Source organism: Mycobacterium sp. (genome assembly GCF_036273375.1).
Lineage (GTDB): Bacteria > Actinomycetota > Actinomycetes > Mycobacteriales > Mycobacteriaceae > Mycobacterium.
The window spans coordinates 1-12,167 of record NZ_DASUHS010000084.1; the positions used below are offsets into that span (position 1 = coordinate 1).

Below are 12,167 nucleotides of genomic sequence, written 5' to 3' on the forward strand. Positions count from 1 at the left end.
CCACGGTGCGTTGATCCGCGCCCAGGCCGCGAACTTGGAGGCTGAGCACCAGGCCATCGTTCGCGATGTGCTTGCTGCCGGCGACTTCTGGGGCGGTGCGGGTTCGGTGGCATGCCAGGAGTTCATCACCCAGTTGGGTCGCAACTTCCAGGTCATCTACGAGCAGGCCAACGCGCACGGACAGAAGGTCCAGTCCGCGGGTAACAACATGTCCACTACGGACAGCGCCGTTGGGTCCTCCTGGGCCTAGCCCGCAACTTCAGGCGCGGCAGCACACCACCCGTCGTGTGCTGCCGCGTCCTGCGGTTACCGTGCAGTTTGGCGTGAGGTAACTAGGGACCAAGTGGGGAATTGATGGACCAACAGAGCACCCGCACCGACATCACCGTCAACGTCGACGGATTCTGGATGCTCCAGGCGCTGCTGGACATCCGGCACGTCGCGCCGGAACTACGGTGCCGGCCTTATGTGTCTACCGACTCGAGTGACTGGCTCAACGAGCATCCCGGAATGGCGGTGATGCGCGAGCAGGGCATCGTCGAGAACGATCAGGTGAACGAGCACGTGGCCGCGCGGATGAGAGTGCTCGCGGCGCCCGACCTCGAAGTGGTCGCTCTGTTGTCCCGAGGCAAGCTGGCCTACGGCGTCCTCGATGACGAGAATCAGCCCCCGGGCTCCCGCGATATCCCCGACAACGAATTTCGGGTGGTCCTGGCCCGCCGCGGCCAGCACTGGGTGTCGGCGGTTCGGGTCGGCGGCGAGATCACCGTCGACGACGTCGCCGTCGCGGACAGCGCCTCGATCGCGTCCCTGGTAATCGACGCGCTGGAGTCCATCCACCACGCGGAGCCCGCAGCGATCAACGCGGTCAACGTGCCGCTGGAGGAAATGCTGGAAGCGACGAAGTCGTGGCAGGAGTCGGGGTTCAACGTGTTTTCCGGGGGAGACCTGCGCCGGATGGGAATCAGCGCGGCCACCGTGGCCGCGCTGGGGCAGGCGTTGTCCGACCCGGCCGCCGAGGCTGCGGTGTACGCCCGCCAATACCAGGACGACGCCAAGGGCCCGAGTGCGTCGGTGCTGTCCCTCAAAGACGGCTCCGGCGGCCGCATCGCGCTCTACCAGCAGGCCCGCACCGCGGGTTCGGGAGAGGCATGGCTGGCCATCTGCCCGGCGACCCCTCAGCTCGTGCAGGTGGGCGTCAAGACTGTGCTGGACACACTTCCCTACGGCGAGTGGAAAACTCACAGCAGGGTCTGACACGCGCGCGAAACACAGAGTTCACCAATGTCTTTGCACTCAACATGCGGTTGAGCTGCGAACACGGCATACTTCTCTGAAAGACATCAGCAAATCTCGAACCGGTGTCAACGACAACTCTTAATCGCAAGGCGAGACAGATGGAATTCCAAATAGTCGGAATGCACTTTGCGGGGGGCCGCAGCACCTCGACGAGTACACCGGCGCACGCCCGCGCGCGACTGGCGGCATGGGCTCACACATCATCACAAGGAGTGCAAGGCGATGACTGCGGTAGTTGAAGTACCACAGCCTGACGTAGAGGGAATCTCGCAGCCTCAGGCAGTCGTCGTCGGCGTAATGGCCGGCGCGGGTGTCCAGATCGGCGTCCTGCTGGACGCCAACGCCCCAGTCTCGGTGATGACCGACCCGTTGCTGAAGGTGGTCAACAGCCGGCTGCGGGAACTCGGTGAGACTCCGCTGGAGGCGTCGGGCCGCGGCCGCTGGGCGCTGTGCCTGGTGGACGGTTCACCGCTGCGCGCCACCCAGTCGCTGAGCGAGCAGGACGTCTACGACGGCGACCGGTTGTGGATCCGGTTCATCCCGGACATCGAGCACCGTTCGCAGGTCATCGAGCACATCTCCACCGCGGTCGCCGCGGACCTCAGCAAGCGCTTCGCCGCCATCGACCCGGTGATCGCGGTGCAGGTCGGCGCGTCGATGGTGGCCATCGGGGTGACGACCGCAGCCGGCCTGCTCGGCTGGTGGCGTTGGCACCACAACTCGTGGCTTCCGACCGTGTACGCGGGCGTGATCGGCGCAGTGGTGCTGGGTGTTTCGCTGATGCTCTTGATGCGCGCGCGCTCGCAGCAGGAACGGCGCGTCGCCGACACCATGCTGTTGAGCAGCCTCGCACCGGTGTCGATCGCGGCGGCGTCGGCGCCGCCCGGCGGCGTCGGATCGCCGCACGCGGTTTTGGGTTTCGGTGTCCTCACCATCGGCGCGATCCTCGCGCTGCGGTTCACCGGTCGCCGGCTCGCGATCTACACCGCCATCGTCACCGTCAGCCTGATCACGGCGGTGGCCGCGCTCGCGCGCATGGTCGCCATGACGAGCGCCGTGACGCTCTTCACCTGCGTCGTGCTGGTGTCCGTCATGATCTACCAGAGTGCTCCGGCCATCTCGCGGCGGCTGGCGGGCATCCGGCTGCCCGTGTTTCCGTCGGCGACCAGCCGGTGGGTGTTCGAGGCCCGGCCCGACCTGCCCACCACCGTGGTGCGCTCCGACGGTGGCCCTCCGGTGCTGGAGGGGCCCGCCTCGGTCCGCGACGTGTTGACCCAGGCCGAACGCGCCCGCTCGTTCCTGTCGGGGTTGCTGATCGGGCTCGGCGTGCTGATGATCGTCTCCCTGACCGCACTGTCGAATCCGCATACCGGAGACCGCTGGCTGCCGGTCTTGCTCGCCGGCTTCAGCGCCGGATTCCTGATGCTGCGCGGCCGCTCCTACGTCGACCGCTGGCAGGCGATCACCCTGGCCGGGACGGCCGTGCTGATCGTCGGTGCGGTCGTGTTGCGCTACGCGCTGGTACTGCAGTCCCCGCTCGCGGTCTCGATCAGCGCGGCAATCCTGGTTCTGCTGCCGGCCGCGGGACTGACGTCGGCCGCCGTCGTGCCGAACACCGTCTACAGCCCGCTATTCCGCAAATTCGTGGAATGGATTGAATACCTCTGCCTGATGCCAATTTTCCCGCTGGCATTGTGGTTGATGAATGTCTATGCAGCAATCCGCTATCGCTAACGGCAAGGTGTGGCGTGGTCGCGCGACGGCCGCGACCATCGCCGCCACGTTGCTGGCGTCGGGCGCACTAGCCGGCTTGCCGCCCGCCTACGCCATCTCGCCCCCGACGATTGACGCGGGCGCGGTCCCGCCCGACGGTCCGCCGGGACCCGGTGCGCCGATGAAGCAGAACTCCTACTGCACCGAGGTCGGTGTGCTGCCCGGGACCGATTTCCGGCTGCAGCCCAAGTACATGGACATGCTGAATCTGCAGGAGGCGTGGCAGTTCGGCCGGGGCGCCGGCGTGAAGGTGGCCGTCATCGACACGGGCGTGTCGCAGCACCCCAGGTTCCCGCACCTGATTCCCGGCGGTGACTACGTCATGGCCGGGGACGGCCTGTCCGACTGTGACGCGCACGGCACCATCGTGGCGTCCATGATCGGTGCGGCGTCGGCCAACGGGGCGGGAGTGCCACCGGCGGCACCGCGCAAGCCTGTCACCATCCCCACCACCGAGCCACCGCCGAAAGCGCCACCGCCGCAGACGGTGACCCTGTCACCGCTGCCTCAGACCGTGACGATGGTCCCGCCGCCGCCGCCGCAGTCTCAGGAACAAGCGCCGCCCGCGGGTCCCTTCGGGCCGCCGCCGGCACCGGCGGCTCCGGCGGCTCCGGCGGCTCCACCGCCCGCGGGCCCGCCCCCGGGACCATCGCAAGGCGGGCAGGGCGCCAACGGCCAGGCGCCGGCGGCCAGCCACAGCGGCGGCACAGTGACCATCCCCGGCTACGCCGGTGGCGGGCACGTGGCCAACGTCGACAATCTGCGCGGCCCGCGCCCACTCGACCCGCCACCGCCGCCACCACCACCGAAGGCCGGTCCGGACGCGTTCAGCGGGGTGGCCCCGGATGTCGACATCATCGCGATCCGACAGTCCAGCCAGGCCTTCGGACTCAAGGACGCCTACACCGGTGACGAGGATCCGCAGACCTCGGCCAAGATCGACAGCGTTCAAACGATGGCGCGAGCGATCGTGCATGCCGCCAACATGGGAGCTCAGGTCATCAACATCTCCGATGTGACCTGCATGAGCGCGCGCAACATCATCGACCAGCGCTCACTGGGTGCGGCAGTGCGCTACGCGGCGGTCGAAAAGAACGCCGTCATCGTGGCCGCCGCCGGCGACACCAACAAAAAGGACTGCAAACAGAATCCGCCCCATGATCCGTTGCAGCCCAACGATCCTCGCAACTGGAACGCGGTCACCACGGTCGTGACGCCGTCCTGGTTCAGCGACTACGTCCTGACGGTCGGCGCGGTCGACACCGAAGGCCGCCCGCAGAGCCAGGGAAACCAGGGTCAGGCGTCCACGAGCGTGGCTGGGCCGTGGGTCGGGATCGCCGCGCCCGGAACGGATGTCATCGGACTGTCGCCCCGGGACGACGGCCTGATCAACGCGATCGACGGACCGGATAACACGCTGCTGGTTCCGGCGGGCACCAGCTTCTCGGCGGCGATCGTCTCCGGCGTTGCGGCACTCGTGCGGGCCAAGTTCCCGCAGCTATCGGCCTATCAGGTCATCAACCGGCTGACCCGTACCGCCCGTGCGCCCGCGCGCGGCGTGGATAACCAGGTCGGTCACGGGGTCGTCGACCCGGTGGCGGCACTGACCTGGGATGTACCCGATGGTCCCATGAAACCGCCGCAGCAACTATCGGCACCGCTGAACATTCCGAAACCCGTCCCGCACCGGGATATGGTGCCAGTGTGGGTGGCCGCCGGCGGCTTGCTGGGGGCGCTACTCATCGGCGGCGGAGTGTTCGGTACAGCGATGCTGATGAAGCGATCGCGGAAACAGCAATAGGGGCGGAGCAGCAGCACTCATGAAGCGTCAGCGCAGGTTTGGGATGTCTTTGTCGTGGCCGCGGCTCACCACGGTGTTCTTGGTCGACGTCGTGATCATGGTGGTGGCCAGCCACTGCCCCGAATCCTGGCAGGGCACATATCGCATCGCGTTCTGGGTGGGTGTCGGGCTGGCCGCGCTGGTAACGCTGCTGTCGCTGGTCACCTATCACGGCCTCACCGTGACGACGGGGTTGGCCACATGGCTGTGGGATTGGTCCGCCGACCCGGGCTCCGCGCTGGCTGCCGGCTGCACCCCGGCCCTCAATTATCAACGCAAGTACGGGCGCGACACGGTCGGCGTGCGGCAGTACGAAGGGCAACTGGTCACGGTCATCGCCATCAACGGCGGTGACGACGACTCGGCCTCGCGTCTTCGTCACCGGCATTCGGCCCCCACCTTATTGGTGTCGGCCGTCGCTTCGGGCCTACGCCAGTTCGACATCCACCTCGACGACGTCGACATCGTGTCGGTGAAGGTCCGCCGCGGTGGCTCTGGAGTTTCAGCCACCGAGCTGTCCAAGCTGGACGACTGGGGCCCCGAAGAGTGGGAGGTGGCCAACGACGCGCCCACCTCCTACGTTCGACGCACTTGGCTGGTGTTGCGGATGAACCCGCAGCGCAACGTCGCCGCCGTAGCGGCCCGCGATTCGCTGGCGTCGACCTTGGTGGCGGCCACCGAGCGGCTCGCCCAGGATCTCGACGGGCTGACCTGCGCGGCCCGGCCCTTGACCGCTGAGGAGCTCGCCGAAGTCGACCGCGCGGTGTTGGCCGATCTGGAACCGACCTGGAGCCGCCCCGGCTGGCGCCGCCTCAAGCACTTCAACGGGTTCGTCACCAGCCTGTGGTTGTCGCCGTCCGACATCACCACCGACAAGCTGGACGAGCTGTGGCAGGACGAAACCGTCGCCACGGTGCTGACCATCCGGCTCACCTCGCGCGGCGGCCGGCCGCAGGTATCGGCATGGGTGCGGTACCACACCGAGAAGCGGTTGCGCAGAAACGTCGCGTCGGGCCTCAATCGTCTCACCGGACGCCAGCTGGCCGCGGTACGAGCCAGCCTGCCCGCCCCGACGACGCGCCCCCTACTGGTCGTGCCGAGCCGTCCCCTGCGCGCCGACGATGAGGAGCTCGCGCTATCCGTCGACCAGCTGCGAGGGAGCTCGGCGGGCACACCTGTAGCGCAATGACGAGGCCACAATCTACCGCTGAAGGCGCCCGCAACGCGATGGTCGCCGGCCTGTTGGCCTCCGGCGTCTCGGTCAATGGGCTACAGCCCAGCCACAATCCGCAGGTTGCGTCGCAGATGTTCACGACGGCGACAAACCTGGATCCTGGGATGTGTGACGCCTGGCTGGCGCGGATCCTGGCGGGGGAGCAGAGCATCGATGTGCTTTCCGGTGCGTGGTCCTCGATCCGGACCTTCGGTTGGGAGACTCGCCGCCTCGGAGTGACCGAGTTGCAGTTCCGCCCTGAGGTTTCCGACGGGTTGTTCCTGCGGCTGGCGGTCACCACCGTGGAGACGTTGGCGTGTGCCTACGCCGCGGTTCTCGCAGAGGCGAAACGCTATGAGGAAGCCGCGAAACTGATCGACGGCGTCGAACCCCGCCAACCCGTTGACGAGGAATTGGTCAGCTACGTGCGCGGCGTACTGTACTTCCGCACGGCTCGGTGGCCGGATGTGCTGAACCAGTTCACCGAGGGGAAGAGCTGGCGGCAGCCCGAACTGAAGGCCGCGGGCGCGGCGATGGCCACCACGGCGCTGGCTTCGCTCGGTGTTTTCGAGGAGGCTCTGCGCCGGGGCCAGGGGGCCATCGAAGGCGATCGGGTGCCGGGCGCGGCCAACATCGCCTTGTACACCCAGGGCATGTGCTTGCGGCACCTGGGCCGTGAGGACGAGGCCGTCGAGCTGCTGCGGCGGGTGTACTCGCGGGATCCGAAGTTCACGCCGGCCCGCGAAGCGCTGGACAACCACAACTTCCGCCTGGTCCTGACCGACCCGGAAACGATCGAGGCCCGGACCGACCCGTGGGACCCGGACAGCGCGCCGACCCGGGCCGAGACCGAGGCCGCTCGCCACGCCGAAGAGGCGGCGAAGTACCTGGCCGAAGGCGACGCCGAGCTCAACGCCATGCTCGGTATGGAACGCGCCAAGCGCGAGATCAAGCTGATCAAGTCGACGACCAAGGTAAACTTGGCGCGCGCCAAGATGGGCCTTCCGGTGCCGGTCACGTCACGCCACACGTTGTTGCTCGGTCCGCCCGGCACCGGAAAGACTTCGGTGGCAAGGGCTTTCAGCAAGCAGCTGTGCGGGTTGACCGTGCTGCGCAAGCCTGTGGTGGTCGAAACCAGCCGCACCAAGCTACTGGGTCGCTACATGGCCGACGCGGAGAAGAACACCGAGGAGCTCCTGGAGGGCGCCTTGGGTGGCGCGGTCTTCTTCGATGAGATGCACACGCTGCACGAGAAGGGCTACCAGCAGGGTGACCCGTACGGCAACGCGATCATCAATACGTTGCTGTTGTACATGGAGAATCACCGCGACGAGCTGGTTGTATTCGGTGCCGGCTACGCCAAGGCCATGGACAAGATGCTCGAAGTGAATCAGGGTCTGCGACGGCGTTTTTCAACCGTCATCGAGTTCTTCAGCTACACCCCGCAGGAGCTGGTCGCGCTGACCCGGTTGATGGGTCAGGAGAACGAAGACGTCATCACCGATGAATCGGCGGAGGCGTTGCTGCCGTCGTACACAAAGTTCTACCTCGACGAAAGTTATTCGGAGGATGGGGATCTCATCCGAGGCATCGATACGCTCGGCAATGCCGGTTTCGTGCGCAACGTGGTGGAGAAGGCCCGTGATCACCGTAGTTTCCGTCTGGACGACGAGGACCTGGACGCGGTGCTGGCCAACGATGTGACCGAGTTCAGCGAACGTCAACTGCTGCGTTTCAAGGAACTGACGCAGGAGGATCTCGCCGAGGGCCTCAGCGCGGCGGTCGCCGAGAAAAAGTCAGACTGACGGGTCGTCGCCGAGTCCGCGGCCCCTCCGAACGGTCGCCATGGCGGATGCATCCATGGTGACGGCGGGGTGAACCGCTGCGAATGCGTTGTACGTCAACTTGACTCAACGCAGGCCGAGTGCCACCATTGCCAATGCAAGCACCTCGCTAGGTGAGGCGTCTGCACGGACACAGGCCACTGACCTCGAACGTCGAAAGACGCCCAGGGTCAGGACAGCTCCTCCCGGATTAAGGGTTGAGCCCAAGTGGCTTCCGGCTTCGGTTAGCCGGATACGCCGTGTGGTGCCGAAGCTCTGACGAGAGGGGTGCCGCAGCCGGCAGTTTCGCCTGGTTGTTCCTCCCCATGTGCACTGTGTGGCACCCTCGCGTGCCCTGGCTTTGAGGAGGTGAGAGCGAATTAGTCCCGATGACAGTCCGTATGCCAGATCGTTGACCACTTCGCTTCGATCCGACCTCGGCATCGTTTTTTCCTGAATTGGCTTGCATTCAGCCAATTTTCGTAACACGCGCATCACCATGGCGTCGGTGCGCGCCCGCGGCACAGCCAGACCCTGGCTTGCCGATCTTTCGTGGGGAGATTTTGTGATGAACTTCGTTACCGCACAGCCGGAATCATTGTCTGTGGCCGCCGGACTGCTACAAGAGATCGGCTCGGCGCTGACCGCCCAGAATTCGGCCGCCGCCGCTCCGATGACCGGGGTGGTGCCTGCCGCCGCGGATGTCGTGTCGATGCTGACGGCGGCGCGATTCGCCAAGCACGGCCAGATGTTCCAGGCGCTGAGCGCCCAAGCCGCCGCGCTGCATGAGAATTTCGTGAACACCCTACAGGCCAGTGCCGGGTCATACGCGGCCACGGAGGCCATCAACGCAGCCTCGGCCCGCTGAGGATTTGGGGGATCGATCATGCTGGATTTCGCGGCGCTCCCGCCGGAAATCAACTCGGCCAGGATATATGCCGGGCCCGGATCGGGACCGATGCTGGCCGCCGCTGCCGCATGGAACACGATGGCCGCGGAGATGCGTTCGGCTGCAGCTTCTTACGGGTCAGTGGTAACCGAGTTGACCGGGGCGGGCTGGCGTGGGCCTTCGTCGATGTCGATGTTGGCCGCGGCCGCGCCCTATTTGGCGTGGCTGGACGGCACCGCCACCCAGGCCGAGCAAGCCAGTGGCCAAGCGTTCTCCGCCGCCACGGCGTACGAGTCGGCCTTCGCGATGACGGTGCCCCCGCCGGTGATTGGGGCCAACCGCGCTCAGCTGGCGATGCTGGTGGCGACCAACGTCTTCGGTCAGAACACCCCGGCGATCGCGGCGACTGAAGCGCAGTATGCCGAAATGTGGGCGCAAGACGCGGGCGCAATGAACGGCTATGCCAGCGCCTCAAGCACCGCGTCGCAACTGACACCGTTGGCTGCGCCGCCGTCCACCACGAATACCGACGGCATGGCGACGCAGTCGAACACGGTGGCTCAAGTTGCCAAAACGCCGGCGGGTTCGGTGCAGTCGGCGCTGTCGTCGGCAAGCGCTGGCTCCTCATCGCCTAGTTCGCTGTCGTCATCGCTGGCGGGCCTACTGAGCGGGTCGGACAATTCGGCCTTCGGCACGTTCACGAACAGCAACTTCTTTTCCACCGCGGTGGTCAACGGCGCCCTTGCCGGTGGTCCGTTCAACCCGCAGTTCATCCTGCAAACGGCAGCGGGTCTGATGAACGCGGGCAAGACGACCACGGGTGCCGCGGCGCTGACCGGCCTGGGGGAGCTGTCGGAGCTGGGTTCGGGTGCATCCGCCCCGCCCGCACTGGCAGGTGCCGGTGGGTCGGCGGGACTGGGCCACGCGAGCCTGGTGGGGTCGTTGTCGGTGCCACCGAGCTGGGCATCGGCGGCCAACATCAACCCCGCCGAAATCGCCTTGCCGGCCAACGGACTCAGTGACATCGGGTCATCGACCCCGACCGCCGGCGGCCCCGGCGGCTTTGCCGGACCCCTGGGGACCGCGGGCGGGCGCCGCCGCGCGATCCCGAAATACGGATTCCGACCCGTGGTGATGCCACGCCCGCCCGCCGCCGGATAACCGACTGAGGAGACAGTGCCATGTTCGACTTCGCGGCGTTTCCGCCAGAGATCAACTCGGCTCGCATGTACGCGGGCCCCGGGTCGGCGTCGATGGCGGCCGCCGGCGCCGCCTGGGACGCGATGGCCGCGGAAATGCATACTGCGGCAACCAGTTACGGATCGGTGGTATCGGGGCTGACCGGGGAGGGCTGGCTGGGCCCGTCGTCAATGCTGATGGCGGGCGCGGTAGCGCCCTATGTGGCGTGGCTGAGCAGCACCGCCACCCAGGCCGAACAGGCCGGCGGGCAGGCCAATGCGGCGGCTGCCGCGTACGAGGCCGCGTTCGCCATGACGGTGCCGCCGGCGGTCGTCGCGGCCAACCGGGTGCAGCTGTCGAACCTGCTGGCCGGCAACCTGTTTGGGCAGAACACCGCGGCCGTCGCGGCCACCGAGGCGCAATACGCCGACATGTGGGCGCAAGACGCGGGCGCGATGAACGGCTATGCCAGCGCTTCGAGCGCGGCCACCCAGCTGACGCCCATGAGCGCGCCGTCGTCCACTACGAACACGGACGGGGTTGCCATGCAGGCCGCCGCGCTGGCCCAGGCGGCCAACGCCTCGAGCAACTCGGCCTCGGGTACCTCGACGGCCGGACTGCTCGCATGGTTGGGACTGGCGCCCAACACCAACACCTCCACCACGGGGCTGGCCGGCCTGATGAACTTCCTGGATGGATCCAACGGGTCGCTGCCGGGCAGCTTCCTCAACAACGCCTCGGTGGCCAACTTGTCCAACGCCTTCACCACCAGCGGGTTGTTGAACCCCACGTCGATGATCGATTCGGTAACCGCCTTCAGTTCTGTGTTTCCCAGCGCGGCCGACAGCGCCGCCGAGGCAGCCGGAGCCGATCTGGCCGCCGGCCTTGGCCGCAACGGCGCACTCGGGCCGCTGCCGGGTCTGGCGACCTCGGCGGGCATCGGGCAGGCGAGCCTGGTCGGCGCCCTCTCCGTACCGCCCACCTGGGGCGCGACTGGGGCCACCATCACCCCGGTGGCGGAAACGACCCGCCTGGGGGCAGGGGCGTATCACGGCGTGCTGGGCACGACGCCCATGGTGATGGAGGACGCCGGTCCAATCGGAATGCCGGGTATGCCGATGGGAGCCATGCCGGGTGGACACGAGGAAGAGTTAGCCGCGCCCCTTTATGGATTCCGGCCCCGGGTGATAGCCCGTCCACCCGCCGCCGGTTAACACCGGGCGCAATCGAATCGACGGCCAGCGAACGGCGTTTATTTTACAATCCCGCTCTGGTAAATGCCGAAGCGCCAGCAACGGCATAAGTAAGCTCGGGACGGCTCACAGCGGCCCGAAAACCCTTGTGAGGCATCCGGGATGGCCCCACAGGAAATTGTCAGTAGCTAATCAGTGCCACAGCAGACTTGCCGCGTCTACTTCGTATAGGTGAACTCGAGGAGAACGGTTTGACGATCAACGACCCGGTTCGGCGACGTGGATCCCCACGGTGTCGTTATCTACGCGAACGCCGTCTGGCAGGACGCGGGGCACCAGGCCATCGTGTCTGATGCGCCTGTCGCCGAAGGCTTGTGGGGCGGTGGCGCGCGGGAGTTCTGCACCGCGTCGCGGCATCAGGTCGTCCCGCGGGCGAGCCCATGCATCGGCAGAGGGTCCGGCCGACGAATAGCAAAGTAACAAGTGCCGACGGCGCAGTCGGTCCGAATTGGTTCAGCTGAATTCCGGAGAATGACCGAATGCGCCGAATGAACTGCCGCGGCGGCTTTTGCAATAGCGGTTCGGCCTTGGATGCCATAAATGCGGATCCGACTATTTCGGGTCCGCAACCAAAAAAGGTTGATACGGGAGGTTGTCACATTCGCGATCGGATAGGATAAAATCGCTTCCGGTTTGTGAGATTGGCGACGACGCCTTTCCATGGATTGTGGTTTAGCGCGCTTGCGGATTAGATTCCTATTCGCTTTGAACTGTGGCTGGGTGCTGCCCACTAACGCCTGACGCGAGTGATTTGGGCCACTAATCTACTGGTGACGACGCGGATCTCTCACAGGCCCTCGAAGCCGGCGATATTTATTTTTTACAAAGATTTACCTGACGGGGCCGTCTACCGAAATAAGTGATGGGCACCATCGACAGTGCAATAGCAGCGTTGCTT

The 12,167-nt window shown here is 66.3% G+C and carries 9 protein-coding genes and 1 riboswitch; all 9 genes read left to right on the forward strand.

The window, feature by feature from the left end; all coding sequences use genetic code 11:
• Positions 1-250: WXG100 family type VII secretion target (locus VFW69_RS07250; protein WP_526499424.1), on the forward strand; the 250-nt coding region annotated here is incomplete at its 5' end.
• Positions 251-354: 104 nt separating this feature from the next.
• Positions 355-1,257 (forward strand): ESX secretion-associated protein EspG, encoded by a 903-nt coding sequence (locus tag VFW69_RS07255; RefSeq protein ID WP_526499635.1) that lies wholly within the window; start codon positions 355-357, stop codon positions 1,255-1,257.
• Positions 1,258-1,521: 264 nt separating this feature from the next.
• Positions 1,522-3,033: a type VII secretion integral membrane protein EccD gene (eccD, locus tag VFW69_RS07260; RefSeq protein ID WP_526499637.1), complete on the forward strand. Its 1,512-nt coding sequence runs from the start codon at positions 1,522-1,524 to the stop codon at positions 3,031-3,033.
• Complete coding sequence (locus VFW69_RS07265) at positions 3,011-4,873, forward strand: S8 family serine peptidase (RefSeq protein ID WP_526499639.1); 1,863 nt, start codon at positions 3,011-3,013, stop codon at positions 4,871-4,873. Before eccD ends, VFW69_RS07265 begins: the two co-directional genes overlap by 23 nt.
• Positions 4,874-4,892: 19 nt before the next feature.
• Positions 4,893-6,101: a type VII secretion protein EccE gene (gene eccE, locus VFW69_RS07270; RefSeq protein ID WP_526499641.1), complete on the forward strand. Its 1,209-nt coding sequence runs from the start codon at positions 4,893-4,895 to the stop codon at positions 6,099-6,101.
• Positions 6,098-7,930, forward strand: coding sequence for a type VII secretion system ESX-5 AAA family ATPase EccA5 (eccA5, locus tag VFW69_RS07275; protein ID WP_526499643.1), 1,833 nt, complete (start codon positions 6,098-6,100; stop codon positions 7,928-7,930). Before eccE ends, eccA5 begins: the two co-directional genes overlap by 4 nt.
• A 137-nt stretch (positions 7,931-8,067) precedes the next feature.
• Positions 8,068-8,243: riboswitch (M-box (ykoK) riboswitch) on the forward strand.
• A 273-nt stretch (positions 8,244-8,516) separates the two neighbouring features.
• A complete protein-coding gene (locus VFW69_RS07280) occupies positions 8,517-8,816 on the forward strand; it encodes a PE domain-containing protein (protein WP_526499645.1) in 300 nt (99 codons plus the stop codon).
• An 18-nt stretch (positions 8,817-8,834) separates the two neighbouring features.
• The gene (locus tag VFW69_RS07285; RefSeq protein ID WP_526499647.1) at positions 8,835-9,998 is read left to right on the forward strand and encodes a PPE family protein; all 1,164 of its coding nucleotides are present in this window, start codon (positions 8,835-8,837) and stop codon (positions 9,996-9,998) included.
• 20 nt (positions 9,999-10,018) lie between these two features.
• Entirely contained in the window at positions 10,019-11,230 is a 1,212-nt protein-coding gene (locus VFW69_RS07290; protein WP_526499649.1) for a PPE family protein, read from the forward strand.
• Positions 11,231-12,167 lie beyond the last annotated feature (937 nt).

Excerpts from the sequence above, each read along its gene's own strand:
- VFW69_RS07255 (WP_526499635.1), top strand. The coding sequence starts at position 355 with ATGGACCAACAGAGCACCCGCACCGACATCACCGTCAACGTCGACGGA.
- eccD (WP_526499637.1), top strand. The coding sequence starts at position 1,522 with ATGACTGCGGTAGTTGAAGTACCACAGCCTGACGTAGAGGGAATCTCG.
- VFW69_RS07265 (WP_526499639.1), top strand. The coding sequence starts at position 3,011 with ATGCAGCAATCCGCTATCGCTAACGGCAAGGTGTGGCGTGGTCGCGCG.
- eccE (WP_526499641.1), top strand. The coding sequence starts at position 4,893 with ATGAAGCGTCAGCGCAGGTTTGGGATGTCTTTGTCGTGGCCGCGGCTC.
- eccA5 (WP_526499643.1), top strand. The coding sequence starts at position 6,098 with ATGACGAGGCCACAATCTACCGCTGAAGGCGCCCGCAACGCGATGGTC.
- VFW69_RS07280 (WP_526499645.1), top strand. The coding sequence starts at position 8,517 with ATGAACTTCGTTACCGCACAGCCGGAATCATTGTCTGTGGCCGCCGGA.
- VFW69_RS07285 (WP_526499647.1), top strand. The coding sequence starts at position 8,835 with ATGCTGGATTTCGCGGCGCTCCCGCCGGAAATCAACTCGGCCAGGATA.
- VFW69_RS07290 (WP_526499649.1), top strand. The coding sequence starts at position 10,019 with ATGTTCGACTTCGCGGCGTTTCCGCCAGAGATCAACTCGGCTCGCATG.